Origin of the sequence: Aquabacterium sp. (genome assembly GCF_049317225.1) — a bacterium.
GTDB lineage: Bacteria > Pseudomonadota > Gammaproteobacteria > Burkholderiales > Burkholderiaceae_C > Aquabacterium.
Genome location: NZ_JBMOIR010000010.1, coordinates 23574 through 43628 on the forward strand (window position 1 = coordinate 23574; position 20055 = coordinate 43628).

Annotated in this window: 15 protein-coding genes; 8 read left to right on the forward strand and 7 right to left on the reverse strand. The window is 59.8% G+C overall.

Annotation, left to right across the window (positions count from 1 at the left end):
* Positions 1 to 17 precede the first annotated feature (17 nt).
* Both phoB and phoR read left to right on the forward strand, forming a co-directional pair.
* Positions 18 to 719 carry a phosphate regulon transcriptional regulator PhoB gene (gene phoB / locus ACOYNB_RS08510; protein WP_422838668.1) on the forward strand — a complete coding sequence of 234 codons (702 nt, stop codon included), beginning with the start codon at positions 18 to 20 and terminating at the stop codon, positions 717 to 719.
* A 151-nt stretch (positions 720 to 870) separates the two neighbouring features.
* On the forward strand, positions 871 to 2079 hold the full coding sequence (gene phoR / locus ACOYNB_RS08515) for a phosphate regulon sensor histidine kinase PhoR (protein WP_422838669.1): 1209 nt from the start codon (positions 871 to 873) through the stop codon (positions 2077 to 2079).
* 9 nt (positions 2080 to 2088) lie between these two features.
* Here the strand turns inward: phoR and ACOYNB_RS08520 are convergent, their stop codons facing one another.
* From ACOYNB_RS08520 to trxA, 4 genes are all read right to left on the reverse strand, one after another.
* The gene (locus ACOYNB_RS08520; RefSeq protein WP_422838670.1) at positions 2089 to 3798 is read right to left on the reverse strand and encodes a hypothetical protein; all 1710 of its coding nucleotides are present in this window, start codon (positions 3796 to 3798) and stop codon (positions 2089 to 2091) included.
* A gap of 105 nt (positions 3799 to 3903) precedes the next feature.
* Positions 3904 to 4161, reverse strand: a complete 258-nt coding sequence (locus ACOYNB_RS08525; protein ID WP_374256014.1) for a type B 50S ribosomal protein L31 — start codon at positions 4159 to 4161, stop codon at positions 3904 to 3906.
* Between the two features lie 159 nt (positions 4162 to 4320).
* Complete coding sequence (gene rho / locus ACOYNB_RS08530; RefSeq protein ID WP_422838671.1) at positions 4321 to 5586, reverse strand: transcription termination factor Rho; 1266 nt, start codon at positions 5584 to 5586, stop codon at positions 4321 to 4323.
* A 282-nt stretch (positions 5587 to 5868) separates the two neighbouring features.
* Positions 5869 to 6198, reverse strand: a complete 330-nt coding sequence (trxA, locus tag ACOYNB_RS08535; RefSeq protein WP_374256017.1) for a thioredoxin TrxA — start codon at positions 6196 to 6198, stop codon at positions 5869 to 5871.
* A gap of 302 nt (positions 6199 to 6500) precedes the next feature.
* Here trxA and ACOYNB_RS08540 point away from each other — a divergent pair, with 302 nt between their 5' ends.
* A complete protein-coding gene (locus tag ACOYNB_RS08540) occupies positions 6501 to 8261 on the forward strand; it encodes an HDOD domain-containing protein (protein ID WP_422838672.1) in 1761 nt (586 codons plus the stop codon).
* Here ACOYNB_RS08540 and ACOYNB_RS08545 read toward each other — a convergent pair.
* Positions 8248 to 9285: a quinone-dependent dihydroorotate dehydrogenase gene (locus tag ACOYNB_RS08545; RefSeq protein ID WP_422838673.1), complete on the reverse strand. Its 1038-nt coding sequence runs from the start codon at positions 9283 to 9285 to the stop codon at positions 8248 to 8250. The two genes, ACOYNB_RS08540 and ACOYNB_RS08545, sit on opposite strands and share 14 nt — an antisense overlap.
* 193 nt (positions 9286 to 9478) lie before the next feature.
* On the opposite strand from ACOYNB_RS08545, the gene ACOYNB_RS08550 reads away from it, so the two are divergent.
* Positions 9479 to 11824 carry a Tex family protein gene (locus tag ACOYNB_RS08550; RefSeq protein ID WP_422838674.1) on the forward strand — a complete coding sequence of 782 codons (2346 nt, stop codon included), beginning with the start codon at positions 9479 to 9481 and terminating at the stop codon, positions 11822 to 11824.
* Positions 11825 to 11836: 12 nt separating this feature from the next.
* Here ACOYNB_RS08550 and ACOYNB_RS08555 read toward each other — a convergent pair whose 3' ends face one another.
* Both ACOYNB_RS08555 and ACOYNB_RS08560 read right to left on the reverse strand, forming a co-directional pair.
* Positions 11837 to 14128: a heavy metal translocating P-type ATPase gene (locus tag ACOYNB_RS08555; RefSeq protein ID WP_422838675.1), complete on the reverse strand. Its 2292-nt coding sequence runs from the start codon at positions 14126 to 14128 to the stop codon at positions 11837 to 11839.
* A gap of 37 nt (positions 14129 to 14165) precedes the next feature.
* A complete protein-coding gene (locus tag ACOYNB_RS08560) occupies positions 14166 to 15653 on the reverse strand; it encodes an acetyl-CoA hydrolase/transferase family protein (protein ID WP_422838676.1) in 1488 nt (495 codons plus the stop codon).
* A 145-nt stretch (positions 15654 to 15798) separates the two neighbouring features.
* On the opposite strand from ACOYNB_RS08560, the gene ACOYNB_RS08565 reads away from it, so the two are divergent.
* From ACOYNB_RS08565 to ACOYNB_RS08580, 4 genes are all read left to right on the forward strand, one after another.
* On the forward strand, positions 15799 to 16680 hold the full coding sequence (locus ACOYNB_RS08565) for a LysR substrate-binding domain-containing protein (RefSeq protein WP_422838677.1): 882 nt from the start codon (positions 15799 to 15801) through the stop codon (positions 16678 to 16680).
* A gap of 20 nt (positions 16681 to 16700) precedes the next feature.
* Positions 16701 to 17771 (forward strand): phospholipase, encoded by a 1071-nt coding sequence (locus tag ACOYNB_RS08570; RefSeq protein WP_422838678.1) that lies wholly within the window; start codon positions 16701 to 16703, stop codon positions 17769 to 17771.
* A gap of 52 nt (positions 17772 to 17823) precedes the next feature.
* Entirely contained in the window at positions 17824 to 19170 is a 1347-nt protein-coding gene (locus ACOYNB_RS08575) for a hemolysin family protein (RefSeq protein ID WP_422838679.1), read from the forward strand.
* 137 nt (positions 19171 to 19307) lie between these two features.
* Entirely contained in the window at positions 19308 to 20042 is a 735-nt protein-coding gene (locus tag ACOYNB_RS08580; RefSeq protein ID WP_422838680.1) for a TetR/AcrR family transcriptional regulator, read from the forward strand.
* Positions 20043 to 20055: the final 13 nt, after the last annotated feature.

Genomic DNA, 20055 nt, shown 5'->3' on the forward strand with positions numbered 1-20055 from the left:
TTGATCGGGAGCGATCTATGAGCAGAGTGCTGGTCGTTGAAGATGAGTTCGCGATTGCCGAGTTGATTGCGCTGAACTTGCGTCACGCAGGGTTTGATGTAGCCGTGGCGCACAACGCTGACGAGGCACAGACCGAGGTCGACAAGGTGTTGCCAGATCTGGTCCTGCTGGACTGGATGCTGCCGGGCCAATCGGGCTTGAGCATTGCCAAGCGCTGGCGTGGTGTCGCCCGCACCAAAGACCTGCCCATCATCATGCTGACAGCCCGAGCAGAAGAGACCGACAAGGTTGCCGGGCTGGATGCGGGCGCCGACGACTACCTGACCAAGCCATTCTCCACGCAGGAGTTGATGGCTCGGGTTCGGGCCGTGTTGCGTCGCAAGGCGCCCCAGGCACTGGATTCTGCTGTGGAGATCGCAGGCCTGAAGCTCGACCCTGCCACTCGTCGTGTGAGTCGCGGTGATCAGGAAGTGAAGATCGGCCCAACCGAGTTCAAGTTGCTGCACTTCTTCATGACCCATCCTGAGCGCGTTCATAGTCGTGCGCAGCTGCTGGACCGGGTCTGGGGCGACCATGTTTTCATTGAAGAACGTACGGTCGATGTGCACGTCAAACGTCTGCGCGAGGCCTTGACGCCCGTGCAGCGCGCACAGCTGATTGAAACCGTTCGGGGTGCAGGCTATCGCTTGACACAACAGGTCGCTAACGTCGCGGCCTAACTTAAGCCTACTGGTTATCGTGGATACAACTGATTCGTGGCTGTTGTCGCGTGTTGGCGCTCGCCTGTTGTCTGCTGCTGCAGGGGGCGTCGCAGGCTGGGTGATAGGTGATCGAATGGGCTACCCGGGCACGATGTGCGCGGTCGGCGCAATGAGTTCGGTATTGGTCATCTCGGTGGTGGATACCTTGCGAGGCCATCGGCTTTTGGATTGGTTGCGCGTGCCCGAGGGCGTGGCACCGACATTGCCGGGCATGTGGGGCGAATTGGCCCATCGCATGCAGCGTGTGCTGCAATTGCGGGAAATGGCCACCAATCAGGAGCGCGATCGACTCGCTCAATTCCTGGCCGCCATTGATGCGTCACCCAATGGCGTGATGCTGCTCGATGCCAGCGATCACATCGACTGGATCAGTTCTGCTGCAGCCGACCATTTTGGGTTGAATCAACACCGTGACATTCAACAGCGTGTCACGAATCTGGTGCGCCAGCCTGCCTTTGTGGAGTACCTCTCGAACGGCAATTTTACCGAGCCGCTGAAGTGCCCAATGGGCCATGGCTCCAAGAACTGTTTGCAGGTTTACGTCCGGCCTTATGGCGATGGGTTGAAGTTGGTCTTGTCCCAAGACATCACCGAGCGCGAGCGTGCTGACACCATGCGCCGTGATTTCGTTGCCAACGTCTCGCATGAAATTCGCACGCCTTTGACGGTGTTGGCGGGCTTCATCGAGACCATGGCAACGTTGCCGTTGACCGAGGCCGAGCGGGCGCGGGTCTTGTCGCTGATGTCGCAGCAAGCCGAGCGGATGCAGCACTTGGTTTCGGATTTGCTGACGCTGGCGCAGATCGAAGGCAGCCCCCGTCCACCTTCCAATAATTGGACAGGTGTATCCAAGCTGATGGACCGCATTGAAAACGATGCGCAAGGATTATCCAGAGGACGTCATACCTTGATGTTCAGCCTGCCTCAGCCGTGCAAACTCTGTGAGATTTCAGGGGTTGAAAGTGAATGGCTGAGTGCGATGGGCAACTTGGTTTCCAATGCCATTCGCTACACCCCTGAAGGGGGCAGCATCACGGTGACATGGTCCAGTACGCCAGAAGGTTCAGCCGAGTTCAGCGTGCGCGACACCGGGCCAGGCATTGCGTCAGAGCACCTGCCTCGTTTGACAGAGCGCTTTTACCGTGCCGATGGCAGTCGCTCACGTGACACGGGCGGTACCGGATTGGGTCTTTCCATCGTGAAACACGTGATCCAACGACATGGCGGTGAACTCCGCATCACCAGCGAAGTTGGAAAGGGCTCCAATTTCACGCTGCATGTTCCAGCAAGCCGAGTCCGATACGCCACGCCGGCGTAAAGCAGTCCTTCAGGGTAGAGAAACCGCTGCAGGCCGGCGATAGACAACGATCTGTTCGGAGTTGCGTGTACGCTGGTTGAATTGCGCCACGCGCTCCCATCCTTCGACGGATGGTGCCGTGTCGCGGCCGCCAATGCGAAGCAAAAGCGCGTCACAGCGAATCGAGGCGGAGCGTTGGCTGGCTGGCTGACCGTTGACTTGGTAGCCACCAAAATACTCCAACCCAGTCAACAGGCCGACAGGCACTTCTGGTGCGCACAGCAGTGTTTTTGTTGGCACCGTGGTACTGATCTTGTTGATCAAGGCGCGATAACTGCGAGCCTGATCCAGAATGGGTAGCCACAGCGTCATGAACAGGAGCCAGCATAAGGCCACCCCACCGGCGGGCAACACCAAGCTCTTCCACAGGGCATGGCTGTGTCGAGCGGTTCGCCAGCGAACGAGCGCCAGCCAGAGAAGCGTGCCAAGCAGCGCAGCCAACAAGGCTGTCAGTGAGAAGTAGGCCTGTGTGCCGGGTACCAGTTTCGCAATGCGCTCAGCAGTTTTGGCGGGTGCGCCGGTATGCAAGGAAATGTAGCCCACCCAAATCAGGCCAGCGCACACGGTAAAAAAACAGACCGAAAACCAATCGAGTGCGGCGCCAAGTCCGCGCTGAAGAATGGGGAGCGCAAATGAGGCCAGAACCGCCAAAGCTGGCAATGTCACGAGCATGGCTCGCTCATTGCCCCCCATGGCAACTGATGCGCAAAATCCGATCAGCGCCAACAACAGCGGTACCGCGATATGCCGGTACGTGATCTGGCGTCGCCAATACCACACGGTCAGCGCGGCGAGGGGCAGGGTGGGCCAAGTAAACCAGACCACCAGCTTTGGAATGTCCATCACGCGCTGAGCCGCGTCGAGGCGCCAGGCCCAGCCAGACAAGCCGATCGTGCTGAGCAGCGTTGCCAAGGACGTCGCAGTCGCAGTTGCCGCGAATACGAACCAGAAATGATGACGCAGTTCAGTTTGACGTGAGTGCCAGCAAACCGCCATCCCAGCCAAACCGGATAAGACCGCGACTGTCGGGCTACCACTGGCAGCCATCACGGGAAGGGAGAGGATTGCGGCCCACCTCGCCTGAATCGGGTGATATTGAGCCGAAGAAAGACTGTACAAAAAGGCCACGCTGCCGGTGAGTTGGAGCAACTCTGGCGTGGTTTCATGCCCCAGTTGCAGCAGGCCCAAAGAAGCGATCAATGCCAGCAAGGCACCATCGGCCAGTGCCCTTGCATAGTCTTGCGGGCGAGCTTCGCCCCCAAAGGCCAACGGAAGGGGTTGGGCAGCATCCGTCCGAGCCAAATGGTAGGTGCTGTACCAGGTCAGCGCCAAGATCAGCGAGAGCAACAGTGCAAACGGGATGCGCGCAGCCAGCGCCGGGTCAATCCAGGGACTCAGCGCGGAGATGAAGGCACCGCCCAGCCAGTAGGGCAGTACGCCACCCGACGTTGGCAAGATGCCACCGACATTCGGGTGCAACCATGACGCCTGACCAAGTGCCACGCTCCACATGTGTCCGAACGATGCGATGTCTTCGTTCTTCCAGGGGTCTCGCCCAATCAGGCCCGGAATGACATAGGCGGCACAAAACAGCAGGAGCGCCCAACGGGGCAAGCGCTGCACCGCCTTCTGGGTAACCAGAGCGGGAGTGATGAAGGGGGCCTGCGAACGGGTGGTCATGCGATGTGTGGCTCGGGCAGGGCAGAAACGAAAAAGGGCAGCATACAGCCACCCTTTTGAGATTCAAGTGCAGGAGCGCAGAAGACCTGCGCTCGGCACACAAGATTACTTGCGGAATGCAGCAAACTTGTTGCGGAACTTCTCGACGCGGCCGCCCAGGTTGTCGACGCTCTTTTGTTGGCCGGTGTAGAAGGCGTGCGATTCGGAAGAGGTTTCCAGCTTGAACAGGGGCAGTTCACGGCCGTCTTCCAGCTTGATGGTTTCCTTGGTAGGAGCGCAGGAACGGGTCACGAACTTGAAGCCGTTGGACTGGTCCAGGAAAACGACTTCACGGTAGTTGGGGTGAATACCTTGCTTAGGCATGTGAGAAACCTCTTGCTGTTTGCATCATCGGTAGCCACCAGACCCCATGTCTGGCACTTTCCGACAGCCGGAAAACGGCGGATTGTAGCAGATAAAAAGCCCCGATCGCAAGGCGAGCGGGGCTTGTTGGACATGTCAAGCATGCCCTCGCTCCAGGGGTCAGCCCCCACGACGCATCATGTCGAAGAAATCGTGGTTGTTCTTGGTGGAGCGCATCTTGTCGAGCACGAACTCCATCGCCTCGATCTCGTCCATCGGGTAGAGCAGCTTGCGCAAAATCCAGCTCTTTTGAAGGATTTCAGCCTTGAGCAGCAACTCTTCGCGGCGGGTGCCGGACTTGTTGATCAGGATGGACGGGTAGACACGCTTTTCGGCCATGCGGCGATCCAGATGGATTTCGCAGTTGCCAGTACCCTTGAACTCTTCGTAGATCACTTCGTCCATGCGGCTGCCGGTATCGACCAGGGCGGTGCCGATGATGGTCAGTGAGCCACCTTCTTCAATGTTGCGAGCCGCGCCAAAGAAACGCTTGGGGCGTTGCAGGGCGTTGGAGTCCACACCGCCGGACAGCACCTTGCCGGATGAGGGCAATACGTTGTTGTAGGCGCGAGCCAGTCGGGTGATCGAGTCGAGCAAGATCACAACGTCTTTCTTCAACTCGACCAGACGCTTGGCACGCTCGATCACCATCTCGGCAACCTGCACGTGGCGCTGAGCGGGTTCGTCGAACGTGGAACTGATGACTTCGCCGCGCACGGTGCGCTGCATTTCGGTCACTTCCTCAGGGCGCTCGTCCACCAGCAGCACGATCAGGTGCACTTCAGGGTGGTTGGCAACCAGGGCGTGAGCCAGGTTCTTCATCATCACGGTCTTACCGCTCTTGGGCGGTGCAACCAGCAACGCTCGCTGACCCTTGCCGATTGGCGCGATCAGGTCAATGATCCGGCTGGTCACGTTGTCATCGCCCCGCACGCCATCGCTTTCGAGCTTGAATTGCTCGTCAGGGAACAGCGGCGTGAGGTTTTCGAACATCAGCTTGTTCTTGTTGACCTCGGGGGCGATGCCGTTGACGCGATCGACCTTGACCAGTGCGAAGTAGCGCTCGCCATCTTTGGGCACGCGCACTTCGCCTTCGATCATGTCGCCGGTGTGCAGGTTGAAGCGGCGCACCTGGCTGGGCGACAGGTAAATGTCGTCCGTGCTGGCCAGGAAGCTGGTGTCCAGCGAGCGCAGGAAGCCGAAGCCGTCAGGCAAGACTTCAAGCACGCCGTCGCCGAAGACCTGTTCGCCGGCCTTGGCGCGCTTCTTCATGATGGCGAACATCAACTCTTGCTTGCGCATGCGAGCGACGTTCTCGATTTCGAGGGCTTCGGCCATCTCCACCAATTTGGAGATGTGCAACGCCTTCAGTTCTGACAAGTGCATGGATGGGGACCCTGAACGAAATCTGACCAGCGCAACATCACCCTTTGAAGGAGCAATGAGCCAGGCAGAAGAAAAACTCGTGGGTGAATGGACAAGAGGCCACGGGGCCATCGTTTGTCGAGGTGAGGTCAGCCGGGAAGGCGCCCTGTGAGGGCCATTCGCTGCGACACCGTCAGTCTGATGTTGTCAGACTGCTTCGACGAACACCGACCAAAAAACCGGTCAGCGAACGCATTATAGATACATAAATGGCGAAGGCCTGTAAGGGCCCCGCCAAGACGCTTACAGGTTGGCGTCGATGAAGGCTGTCAGTTGCGCCTTGGACAAGGCGCCAACCTTGGTTGCAGCCAGCTGACCATCCTTGAAGATCATCAGCGTGGGGATGCCGCGGATGCCAAACTTGGCAGGCACATCGCGGTTTTGGTCCACGTTCATCTTCGCAACGTTCAGACGGCCAGCGTAATCCTTGGCGACTTCGTCGAGGATCGGGGCGATCATCTTGCAGGGGCCACACCACTCGGCCCAGTAGTCCACCAGCACAGGCTGTGCAGACTGGAGGACATCTGCTTCGAACGAAGCATCAGAAATGTGTTTGATCAAGTCGCTGCTCATGTAATTGTCCTTGGGGGAATTTGACGAGCGACATCTTCCTTACGGTGCGTCGTCAACGTGTGGGGAATTCTGACACAGAAGCTGTGCGGGGGTCATGGCAGGACGCAAACCCATTTCTATCGCGTTGATAGCCAACGTCCAACCGTTGCTTCCATGATCATGCGCTTACAAAAAACTTCGCAATATGAAATAGAAGGGTGTTTATGCACTTGGCCGCCGCATTGAAGGTCTTGTTTTGTTGTGCAATACGGGAGTAACAAAGGGCAACCACGTTCCAAGGATCTTTCGTTTTGCAAGCGACCATGGCCACCGCCGCAACACAACAGCAGACAGCACCGCGACAGTTCGCGCGCTTTCAGTTGCTGCGCATGCTCGGTCGGTCGCTGGCATCGGCTGTCTGGCTGGCGATGGATCCGCGGCTTCAACAAGAAGTGTTGGTCGTGGTGCCCCGAGCCCAACCGGCCAACGTGCGCGAGCGTGAAAACTGGATGGCGGATGTCCAGGCTGGGGCGAGACTGCGGCACCCACGGTTGTCCGAGGTCCTGGAAGTCGGTCTGCACGAGGGGTGGCCCTTCGTGACCTATGCCCGGGGTACCGGGATGACTTTGGCTGAACGGGTATCCACGGGATCCAGTCTGACGCCTGTTGAAAGTGTGCAGATCATTGCGGAAGTGCTCGAAGGCGTGGCTTACGCCCACGAAGCCGGCGTGGCGCACCATGACATTGGCTTGCATGACGTGTTGCTGGATGCCAATGGGCATGCGCAATTGCTGGGGCTCGGCGCCGGACTGGCCCGACTCGCCCCTGGTGACGCGCGTGCACAGCACATGGGGCGACAGGAACTTCGTCTGGCTTCAGAGCGCGACGTGCTGATGTGCGGCCTGTTGCTACACCGCTTGCTGGCCAATCACCCGGCACTGGATGATGCAGACATTGGCAGTGCGGCTGGCCGAGTCGGTGTCGAGATTGTTCGTTTGCCCTGGACAACCCCGCATCCGGTTCCGGAAACCTTGCGTGCGATTGTCAACCGATCGACAGACCGGCAGCACCGGCAGCGCTACCTGAATGCGCGCACGCTGCTGGGTGCGCTGCATGGCTGGATCAAGACCAATGCAGACGAGGCCGGAGGCCCGCTGGCATTGCTGCTGGACCGATTGAATTCGGTTGGAACATTGCCTTCGCGCCCGGGCATGGAGCGTGCGCTGGTGGGGGCGTTGTCGCAGGAGATGCTGCGCGTGGACGATTTTGTCGACGTGCTCGTGATGAACCCGGCGCTGACATGGGAAATGCTACGTGCTGTCAATACAGCATCGTTTCGGAGTCAAGGCGTCGATGAGGCAGTAAGTACCTTGTCGCGTGCGGTGATGCTGCTGGGGCAACAAGGAATTCGCAAAGTGGCCGCCACGGTGCGTGCATGGCCGGGTGCCTTGGGGGCTCAGGCCAGTTTGACGCATACGGGTGAGACACCTGCCGTTGTAGCGCTGCAGCATGAGCTTCGGCGCACGTGCCTGGCGGGTGCCATGGCCCGCTTGTTGGCGCCATTTACCATCCACGACGAAGAGGCGTCAGTGTCAGCCATGTCCCAGAGATTGGGGCGCTTGCTGATCCACTATCACTTCCCTGACGAGGCTGCGCAGATTCACCGTTTGATGCAACCGTCGCCTGCGACCGAGCCAGACGCCAAGCCCACGCCGGGCATGCAACTGGAAACGGCGGTGAGTGCTGTGCTGGGTGTCAATCTTGATGATTTGGGCGGTGCCGTGCTGCAACATTGGGGCATGCACGAACGCATTGTTCACGCCGGGCGTCCTCTTCCCAGAGCAACGCCAGTACGCCACCCAGGCTCGCCTGAGGAAACCCTGCGCGCCGTGGCCAGTCTGGCCAATGAGTTGACCGATGCGCTTCAAATGGAGCCCACAAAGGTGCCCAGCGCGATCCATCAGGCCTATTTGCGTTATGCGCGTGCGCTGGAATTGAGCTCGAAAGAGTGCCTGCAAACGATCGAGCAGGCCACCCGTCTGGTCGACGGGGGCCGCAAGCCTGAGTCGCTTAACCCAACTTGAGTGCCTGAGCGCACTCTTTGACCAGCGCCGGGCCGCGATAGATCAGACCCGTGTAGATCTGCACCAGATCAGCCCCGGCATCGATCTTGGAGCGCGCATCAGCGGCGCTCATGACGCCACCCACCCCAATGATGGGGAAGCGTGGACCCAATGCCGCACGCAGTTGACGAATCACCTGATTGCTGGCCTCCAGCACGGGGGCACCACTCAAGCCGCCGGTTTCCTCGGCGTGCTTCATGCCCTGAACCGCGTCACGAGAAATGGTCGTGTTGGTGGCGATCACGCCGTCGATGCCATTCTTCTGCAACGTGGCCGCAATCACACCAACTTGCGTTTCGTCCAAGTCAGGTGCGATCTTGACGAACATCGGAACGGTACGGCCGTGCTGTTGAATCAGCTGCTGGCGACGCTCTTGCAGTTGGCCCAGCAATGCATCCAGGGCCTCGTCGCTTTGCAAGGCACGGAGGTTTTTGGTGTTGGGTGAGGAGATGTTGACTGTGACGTAGTCGGCGTGCGGGTACACCCCTTCCAGGCAGAGGAGGTAGTCATCCACGGCACTCTCGATGGGGGTCACCGCGTTCTTGCCAATGTTCAGCCCAAGGATGCCGCCACTTTGACGGAAGCGCGCACGCTTGACGTTGGCCAGAAAAGCATCCAGCCCTTCGTTATTGAAACCCAGGCGGTTGATCAGTGCATTGGCTTGTGGCAGGCGGAACATGCGAGGCTTGGGGTTGCCGGGTTGCGCCTTTGGCGTGACCGTGCCCACTTCAACAAAGCCAAAGCCCATGGCGCCCAGCCCGTCAATCACCTGACCATTTTTATCCAGGCCTGCAGCCATCCCGATGCGGTTGGGGAAGGTGATGCCTGCCACTTCGACGGGGTCCTGCACGCGCTCGCTGCCCCACAGGCAGGCCAGAGGCGTGTTCTGAAACCGGGCCAGGCCCGCGATGGTCAATTCGTGTGCCGTTTCCGGGTCCAGGTTGAACAGCACGGATTTGGGCAGAGAGTAGGGCAGCAGAGCCATAAGACGGCGATTGAGCGACGTAGTCGACAGTTGACGGCAAACCTCTATTGTCCCCGATCTGGGCGCACTTGTGCCCCATGTGAGCCATCAAGTCGCTGTGGCAAACTGCGCGACCTTGATGCTCGTGCTTGTCTCGCCAGTTGATGCGGGACGATTGCGGCGATGTTTGAATGTTTCTCGACAAGGCCTGAGCTTGGACAAGATCCTGATGCAATTGGCGGCCGAACTGAAGGTTCGTCCCGCACAAGTCAACGCAGCTGTCGAACTGCTCGACGGTGGTGCCACGGTTCCTTTCATTGCCCGATACCGCAAGGAGGCCACCGATGGTTTGGACGACACCCAACTGCGTGATTTGGAGGCACGCTTGGGCTACCTGCGTGAACTGGAAGACCGGCGCGCGGCCGTGCTCAAGAGCATTGACGAGCAAGGCAAGCTGACGCCGGAGTTGCGGGCCGCCATCGAGTCCGTGCCCACCAAGCAAGAGCTGGAAGACCTTTACCTGCCATTCAAGCCCAAGCGTCGCACCAAGGGCATGATCGCCTGCGAGGCAGGTATCGAGCCCTTGGCCGATAAGCTGTTTGCAGACCCGAGCCTGGACCCTCAGTCGGAGGCCGCTGCGTTTGTGAACGCAGATGCCGGCTTTGCTGACACGTTCGCGGTGCTGGATGGCGTCCGGGACATCTTGTCTGAGCGCTGGGCGGAAGATGCCACGCTGATCGGCAAGATGCGTGACTGGCTGTGGTCAGAAGGCCTGTTCAAGTCCAAGCTGATGGATGGCAAGGACGAGAACAACCCCGATGTCGCGAAGTTCCGCGACTACTTTGACTACGATGAACCCATCCGGACCGTGCCCTCGCACCGCGCATTGGCGGTGTTCCGTGGACGCACGCAAGAAATCCTGGATGCCAAGCTCGTGCTGGATGAGGAAGTCATTCCTGGCAAGCCCTCCCTGGCAGAAGGTCGCATCGCGGTCCACCTGGGCTGGAGCCACAGCAAACGTGCGAGCGATGACCTGATCCGCAAGTGCATTGCTTGGACGTGGAAGGTCAAGCTCTCGCTGAGCTTGGAGCGTGACCTGTTTGCCCGCCTGCGTGAAGACGCCGAGGCCACCGCCATCAAGGTGTTCGCAGAAAACCTGCGCGACCTGTTGTTGGCAGCGCCTGCTGGCAAGCGTGTGGTCATGGGCTTGGACCCTGGCATCCGCACCGGCGTAAAGGTGGCAGTGGTGAGCGATACCGGCAAGGTGCTGGATACGTCGACCGTGTACCCCCATGAGCCGCGCAAGGACTGGGAAGGCTCGATCCATACGCTGGGCCGCTTGTGCGCTGCCCATGGGGTCAACCTGATCGCTATTGGCAATGGCACAGCCAGTCGAGAGACAGACAAGCTCGCGGCCGATTTGATCAAGCGTATTCAGCAGATGGCCCCGGGCACCCCCATTGAGAAGGTGGTCGTGTCGGAAGCCGGTGCGTCGGTGTATTCGGCGTCCGAATTCGCGTCCAAGGAATTGCCTGATCTGGATGTGAGTTTGCGTGGCGCGGTATCGATCGCACGTCGCTTGCAGGACCCACTGGCCGAGTTGGTCAAAATCGACCCCAAGAGCATTGGAGTCGGGCAATACCAGCACGACGTCAATCAGAGCGAATTGGCTCGGACACTGGATGCCGTGGTGGAAGACTGCGTGAACTCGGTGGGTGTCGATCTGAACACGGCTTCAGCGCCTTTGTTGTCACGGGTTTCGGGTCTGAGCACGGCTGTGGCCAACAGCATTGTGCGCTGGCGTGATGCGAATGGCGCGTTCAAAAACCGCAAGCAGTTGATGGATGTGGCTGGGTTGGGCGCCAAGACGTTTGAACAATCAGCGGGGTTCTTGCGCATTCGTGATGGCGACAACCCCTTGGACATTTCCGGCGTTCACCCCGAGACCTATCCGGTGGTGGAGAAGATGCTGACGAGTACCGGCAAGCAAATCGGTGACCTGATCGGCAAGAGTGATGTGCTGCGCACGATCAAGCCTGAAGCATTTGCCAATGACAAGTTCGGGGTGATCACCGTCAAGGACATCTTGACTGAACTGGAAAAGCCGGGGCGCGATCCTCGCCCGGACTTCAAGGTGGCACGCTTCAACGACGGTGTCGAAGACATCAAGGACCTGAAGGAGGGCATGGTTCTGGAAGGGACCGTGTCCAACGTGGCGCAGTTTGGCGCGTTCGTGGATTTGGGGGTACATCAGGACGGTTTGGTCCACGTTAGCCAGTTGTCCAACAAGTTTGTGACCGATGCGCGCGAGGTGGTCAAAACCGGCGACATCGTCAAGGTCAAGGTGATCGAGGTCGATCTGGCGCGTCAACGCATTTCGCTGACGATGAAGCTGGACGCCGCGACGGGGCCGAAAGGCTCGGGTGCCGCACGGGACAACAGCTTCCGTCCTGCTGCGCGCAACGAGCGCCAAGGTGGTGGGCGGGGCGCTCCCGCACCCGCTTCGCAGGGGCAGTCCGCGATGGCAGCGGCCTTTGCCAAATTGCAGACCAAACGCTGAGCGACTTGCCGTTCAGACTCGGGCGCGAACCAGTCTCAAGCCGTTGAACACCACGATGAGGCTGGCGCCCATGTCTGCAAACACCGCCATCCAGAGGGTGGCGTGCCCCGCCAAGGCCAGCACCAGGAACACCGCTTTGATGCCCAGAGCGATGCCGATGTTCTCTTTCAGGATGCGCGCGGCCCACTGACTGAGCCGGATGAACTGCGAGATTTTGCGCGGGTCGTCATCCATGATGGCCACGTCAGCGGCTTCCAGCGCGGTCGCGGTGCCGGCTGCACCCATAGCCATGCCAATGTGGGCGCGCGCCAAGGCGGGGGCGTCGTTGACGCCGTCTCCGACCATGGCAACGGGGCCGTATTGCGCAGTCAATTGCGCCACCGCACTCAACTTATCTTCGGGAAGAAGATTGGCACGCACATCCTCAATGCCTGCGGCTTGCCCCACCACAGCCGCGGTGGTGGGGTTGTCGCCGGTGAGCATGACGGTGTGAATGCCCATGGCCGACAAGGCTGCAACGGCAACCGAAGATTCTGGCCTCACGGTATCCGCCACCGCAATGATGCCAACGGGATGGTGCGCATTGGTCAGCACCATGGCCGTCTTACCTTGCGATTCAAACGATGCGAGCAAGGCTTCCAAATCAGGAGAGCACAAACCGCGCTCTTCGACCAGTCGATGGTTGCCCAACTGCCAGCGCTCGCCGTTGACGTCACCTTGAACCCCACGGCCGGCCAAAACGCTGAAATTCGTCACTGGCGATAAAGCACCATCACCGCCTTGCGCTTTGGCTGCCGCCACGATCGCTTGTGCCACAGGGTGTACGCTATGGCTGTCCAGGCTGGCCGCCATGCCCAGAGCTTGTGCAGACGTCCATCCTTGCAAGGGATGCACATCGGTCACTGCGGGGCGCCCTGTGGTCAGCGTGCCGGTTTTGTCCAATGCGACCGCGCGAATCTGACGGCCCCCTTCCAGGTGAGCACCGCCCTTCACCAGAATGCCCATGCGCGCGGCTGCAGCCAAACCACTGACCACCGTCACAGGCGTGGAAACCACCAAGGCACAAGGGCAGGCAATGACCAGCATCACCAAAGCTTGGTAAAGCCAGTCATGCCACGACCCCTGCGTGAGCAGCGGGCCTGCGAGTGCCACGACCACGGCAAAGGCCACCACAGCAGGGGTGTAGTAGCGCGCAAACTGATCAACGAATCGCTGAGTGGGGGCACGTTGCGCCTGCGCCTCTTGAATGGCTTTGGCGATGCGCGCCAGGGTGCTGTCGCCAGCCACCGCAGTGACTTCGGCCTCAGCCACGCCATCGGTCACGATGCTGCCGGCGAAGAGCGGATCACCGGGCTGTTTGTCGACCGGCATGCTTTCGCCAGTGATCGGTGCCTGATTGAGGGCTGCGTGCCCCACTGTGATCTTGCCGTCCAGCGGGACGCGCTCTCCGGTCTTGATGCGAATGCGCGCACCGACTTGAACCTGCCTGACTGGCACCTCAACCCAGTCATGGCTTCGCCAGACGGACGCGGTATCCGGCGCATGCTCTGACAGCGCCGAGATGGCATGACGTGCACGCTCCAGCGACAGTGCCTCAATGGCCTCTGCGACCGCGAACAGGAAAATGACCATGGCGGCTTCAGCCCAATTACCAATCGCCAAGGCACCGGCCACAGCCAGCGTCATCAAAAAGTAAATGTTGAGCGTGAGGTGGCGCAGCGCAATCCATCCCTTTTTGAGGGTGGGGCCACCTGCCGTGGCGATCGACAACACAGCCAAGGCCAGCACAGCCATGTGTTGCTCTTGCCCGGTGATCCAGGCGACGCTCTCAGCCAGCACCGCAGCAAGGCCCGACGTCACCAGCAGCCCCTTGGTGCGAGAACTGAGTGCAGGGGGGAGCGGGGCGACGGCTTCGCCGTCTGTCAGCAAGACGGGCACCATGCCGACGTCGAGCAGTGCATCGGCCACCGCACTGACATCGTCCAAGCGGTGATAGACCGTCAGCTCACGCGCCAGCAGGTTGAAGTCGAGTCGAATCACACCGTTCAGCCCTTCGACGCGCTGGCGAATCAGGCGCTCTTCCGTCGGGCAGTCCATGGCGTCAATGCGGTAGCGCACGCGGTTGGCATCGACTGGGGGCGGTGGGGGAGGTGACACCTGCTGGGCCTGGGTGGCAGGGCCACAACAGGTGTCGATGTGCTCATGGTCGTGATCGTGATGGGCTCCCGACGCAGAGGCACGAGCCGGCGCTTGTGGCGCCACAGCAATGGGAATGACGCGGTGTCGACGGGAGTTCTCTTGCATGCGGGAATTTTGGCATGCCCCGTCGGCCGGTCGAAAGTCAGAGCATGGAGCCCGTTTGCTGATAGCGGGTATGCCACGCGAACGCCTGCTGCAACAGGTGTGGCGTGTGGCCACCGTGTCGACAGGCTTCGTGGAAATAGTCCTGCAAGGCTGGGCGGTAGGCGGGATCCACACAGTGGCGAATGATCTGAACGGCGCGCTCACGCGGCGCCAGTCCGCGCAGGTCCGCCAAGCCATGCTCGGTCACGATCACGTCGACGTCATGTTCCGTGTGGTCCACGTGGGTCACCATGGGCACGATGCTGGAGATGGCGCCATACCGCGCAGTGGATTTGGTGACGAATACCGACAGGTGGGCGTTGCGCGCAAAGTCGCCCGAGCCACCAATGCCATTCATCATGTGCGTGCCGCCCACGTGGGTGGAATTGATGTTGCCGTAGATGTCGCACTCCAGCGCCGTGTTGATGGTGATGAGGCCCAGGCGACGAGTGATCTCGGGGTGATTGCTGACCTCTTGGGGGCGCAACACCAGTCGCGGCTTGTACTGCTCGATGTTGGCGAGCACGCGATCGTAGGTGTCTCTCGACAGCGTGATCGACGATGCAGACGCAAATTCCAGTTTGCCGCTGTCAATCAACTCAATGGCGCTGTCTTGCAACACCTCGGAGTACATCTTGAGTTTCTGGAAGGGGGAGTCAATGAAGCCATGCAGCACGGCATTGGAGATCGTTCCAATGCCGGATTGCAAAGGCTGCAGAGCAGGAGAGAGTCGGCTGGACTTGACTTCGTGGCGCAAAAACTCGTCGAGGTGCCCGGCAATGGCGTTGGTTTCCTCGTCCGGCGGCAACACGTTGGAAGGACTGTCAGCCTTCTCCGTGATCACGATCGCAGCAATTTTGCTGGGGTCGATGGCAATGTGCGGCACGCCAATTCTTTGCTCGGGTGAAATCAGCGGGATGGGCTGACGGTAGGGGCGGTACGTCGGAATGAAGATGTCGTGCAGCCCCTCCAGCCCTAAAGGCATCTTCAAATTGATTTCGACGATGACCTTGCGCGCCAGGATCGCAAAGCTGGCCGAGTTCCCCACGGATGTGGTGGGGATGATGGCGCCTGTCTCCGTGATGGCCGTCGCTTCAATGACCGCAATGTCCACTGGCGGAAGTTGTCCGGATCGGAGTTGCTCCACCGTTTCGGACAAATGTTGATCCAGAAACATCACCTCGCCGTGGTTGATCTTGCGGCGCAAGGTGGCATCCGACTGAAATGGCATGCGGCGAGAGATCGCATTGGCTTCGCTGAGCACTTTGTCGATGTCGTTACCAAGCGAGGCGCCTGTCATCAGGGTGATCTGCAGCGGCTCATGGCGTGCACGCTCTGCCAAGGCCAACGGCACGGCCTTGCAGTCGCCCGCACGAGTGAACCCACTCATGCCGACCGTCATGCCGTTTTCAAACAAGGATGCAGCATCGTGAGCGGACATGACTTTGTCGCGCAACCGAGCCAAACGAATGCGATCTTCGTACATCGAGTCTCCAAAAGCGGGGGCAACAGGGGCTGGGCGTGGCAATGCCAGGGGCCATGCACCTCTAATGGATTCAGTATAAAAATCCACGTTAATTCCATGTGCGACTTATATTCATGGCTGCCATTCATATTTCGCATGCCAGATCATGGACATCCGCGCCATCCGCTACTTCGTTGAAACCGTTCGGCACAACAGCTTCACCCACGCAGCCAACGAGTTGTGCGTGACGCAGTCCACCGTGAGCAAGATGGTTCGGCAGTTGGAAGACGAGCTTGGTCACGCCTTGCTGCATCGTGAAGGCCGCGGAGTGCGGCTGACAGACATCGGGCGAGTGGTGTTCGAGCGCGGGCAAGAGGCACTCGGCGTGATGCAGCGCCTGCAACGCGACATTGCCGACCTGACGGAGTTGTCTCGGGGCCAGTTGACGGTTGGCATCCCGCCCACGGTCAATTTGTTTTTCCCGGCGATCATCCAGAGCTTTCGGCGGGCGTACCCATTGATCGAACTCACCATTCAAGAGGCGGGTGGCAAGGTGATCGAAGAGCGTGTGCAGTCCGGCGAACTGGAAGTGGGCGTGACGGTCTTGCCTGTGGCGCCTCAAAGCGGTTTAGCCTCGTCGGAGCTTGGCAGTTTTCCGATTTGCCTGGTTGGCACTGCCAAATCGGCCTGGGCTGACCAAGCGATGCCGGGCCTGGGCGTGCTGCATGGCCAGGACGTGGTGATGCTGAACGACGATTACTCCCTGTCTCGCCGCTTGCAAATGGCACTGGATCAAGCTGGCGTTCGCCCTCATGTGGTGGCGCAAAGCGGTCAGTGGGACTTTTTGCTGTCGATGGCACTGGCGGGCATGGGCACCGCGTTGTTGCCCCAACCCTTGCTGGATCGCTTGCAGATGCCCGCCGATGCTGTGGTCAGGCCACTGCACGTACCAGACTTGTTGTGGCAGGTTGGCCTGATCTGGCGAGCAGACCGATACCTCTCGCACGCTGCTCGGGCATGGCTGGCAGTCTGTGAGCACACTCGATGAAACCGGTATGCTCACCGGCCATGAAAGCTTTGCACATCTACGTTGGTGCTCGTGCGCGTCAACACATCGCTTCGCATGGATTGTTTCCGCAACACGTTCGCGTGGTTCCCGCTGCGGCAGGTGGGCCCAAAGGGCTGATCCTCAATCATCTGGATCAGCAACTGTTTGGTGACTGGTTGCCTCAAGGTGGTCATGCCGTGCATCTGGTTGGCGCATCCATTGGCGCATGGCGCATGGCGACCGCAGCCATGCCACAAGCTGAACAAGCCTTCAAGGACTTGGCGTCAGGCTACATCCAGCAGCATTTCGAGCCCGAGCCAGGGCGCAAGATGCCGACCCCGGGCAAGGTTTCGCAAGGCTTCATCGATACCCTGCGTGGCTTTTTCGGTACCGAGGTGAATGCCATGCTGCAGCACCCCCAGTACCAACTTCACATCCTGACCTCACGTGGCAAACAAGTGTTGCGCCGTGGAACGCCTGCGCGAACCGCCATGGGCTTTACCGGCTTGGCCCTGAGCAATGCAGTCACCCGCAAGGCGGTGGGTTTGTTTCTGGAGCGAACGATGTTCTCGACCTCGGGCGAGTCTTTGCCCGTGCCGCTGAACGACCTGCCAACCGGGCGTGTCGAACTCACGCCCACCAACTTCATTCCAGCCATGCTGGCCTCGTGCTCGATCCCGTTCATGCTGAACCCGGTGGATGACATCCCGGGCGCCCCGCGGGGATCGCATTGGGATGGCGGCATCGTGGACTACCACTTTCATTGGCACTACTCAGCCATGAAGGAGGGCCTGGTGCTGTACCCGCACTTTCAACGTCAGGTCGTTCCCGGTTGGCTCGACAAGGCATTGAAGTGGCGCCACAGCGCGAGCCCCTGGCTCGATAACGTGATCGTGCTGGCGCCCAATCCCGAATGGGTGGCCACCTTGCCGGGCGGCAAATTGCCTGATCGGAAGGACTTCACGCGGATGAACTTTGCTGACCGCACACAGGCTTGGACCCAAGCCGTTGCTGAAGCACAGCGGTTGCGTGAAGACTGGGAGAGCTGGCTCGCCAGATCGTGTCCGATTGATGAATTGAAGGTGCTTTGATTCACCGCACCCGCGCGCGTCACATTCATCCTGGCTGGCTACACTGTGTGCCATGGACTCTACAAGCAGCCTGCTCCTGATCGTTGTGCTGATTGCAGCCAGCGCATTCTTTGCCATTTCTGAACTGGCCGTTGCCGCATCCCGGCGCGTTCGACTGCGTCAGATGGCAGAGCAGGGTGACGACCGTGCGCAGCGTGTCCTGAACGTGCAGGACGAGCCCGGCGACTTCTTCACGGCAGTGCAGATCGGTATGAACACCGTCGCCATACTGGGTGGTGTGGTGGGTGAAGACGCCTTTGCGCCGCTGCTCCGCGAGGCCCTGTCGCGGACACAACTGGGCAATGAGTGGGTCACGACCTTGAGTTCGGTGGGCTCGTTCGTTCTGGTCACCAGCCTGTTCATTTTGCTGGCCGATCTGGCGCCCAAACGTTTGGGCCTGAATGCACCTGAGCGCGTCGCTGTCTGGATCGTTGGCCCCATGCACCTATTCTTGTCCTTGGTGCGGCCGATTGTGTGGTTCTTCACCCGCGTCACGGACGGCTTGTTTCGCATCCTGGGCTTGCCTGCCCGACGAGACGAGGCCGTGACCTCGGACGACATCCTGGCCATGGCAACCGCGGGTGCCGAATCTGGCGCCTTGGCGGCAACGGAACACCGCGTGATCGAAAACGTGCTGGAGCTTGACACACGCCTTGTGACCAGTGCCATGACCGCACGCGACAGCATCATTCACTTCCTGGTGGACGACAGCGAAGCCCTTATCCGTGCACGCATTGACGAGTACCCACACTCTACTTATCTGGTTTGCGACGGCGACATCGATCATGTTGTGGGCTACGTGGATTCCAAGCACCTGCTCAGCCGCGTTCTGAAAGGCGAACCAATCACCTTGAGTTCTGAAGGACTCATCCAGAAAGTATTGATGGTTCCGGACCGTCTGACCTTGTCGGAAATGCTTCAGCAATTTCGACAGGCGTACGAGGACTACGCCGTCATCGTCAATGAATACAGTCTGGTGGTGGGGATCATCACGATCAACGATGTGATGAGCACGGTGATGGGGGGTCTCATGGCTCCCCCCGAAGAAGAACAAATCGTTCAGCGTGATGCAGATTCCTGGTTGATCGATGGCGTCACGCCGATTGAAGACGTTCTGCGCGCACTGGATCTGAACGAACTCCCCAGTCAGGATGAGTACGAGACACTGGCCGGCTTTCTGATGGTGATGCTGCGGCGCATTCCCCGTCGCACAGACGCCGTGTCTTGCAGTGGTTTCCGCTTCGAGGTGCTCGACGTTGACAGCTACCGGATCGACCAGGTCATGGTGAGCCGAGAGAAGACGCCTTCCGCGACGGGCAATGCCCTCGATGGAGATGAGGCACCGGCCAACAAGCCTTGATCGCTGGATCCCCCTATGTCGGGGGAAAAGCGGCGCCACATTCAATCGAATCGCACATAACGTTTCGAGTCGAATACCATACGCTCCATTCATAAAACGGTCGTTTGAAACGAACGTACCGAGGAGACAGTATTTCGATGACACAGGCGACCGCACGTCTGACTCCGGCCGACACCAAGACCCGCATCCTCGATGCAGCCGAAGCGCTGTTCATCGACGGCGGCTTTGACTCATTGTCGATGCGGCAAATCACCACTTCCGCTGGCGTGAACCTCGCGGCGGTGAACTACCACTTCGGCAGCAAGGACGCTCTGATCGAGGCTGTTCTGGGGCGCCAGTTGGACCCCTTGAACGACGCGCGCAATGCGCTGCTGAGCACGTTCGAAAGTCAGCTTGGTGGCAGCATGACGTGTGAGCATGTGCTGATCGCCATGTTCCTGCCAGCTGTTCGTGCCAGCCGCAGTGGTGCCCCCGGCGCAGAGCGGTTTCTTCACTTCCTGGGGCGCGCATACACCGATCCATCTCCTGTGGTTCGCTCCTTCATCGACACCCACTATCTCGAGACGCTGGCGCGATTCTTCTTCGCGTTTCAGAAGACCTTGCCTGAGCTGGATCGCCAGGATCTGGGCTTCCGCCTGAACTTCGCGATGGGCGCATTGGCTGGCATTTTGGCCGGCGGCAACACGCAGCGTCTGATGCGCGAGTTCACGCAAGGGCAGGGCGACAGCGAAGCGCTGCTCCTGAGTCGACTGATTGCCTTGATGGTTGCAGCCCTGAAGGCGCCATTGCCGGGCCCGCAAGACACCTCGCATTTCGATGCCATCGTGAGCTTGCCCGGCGTGGCCGATGCGGCCACGCCGCGACGCAACTGATTCGTTTCCCCTG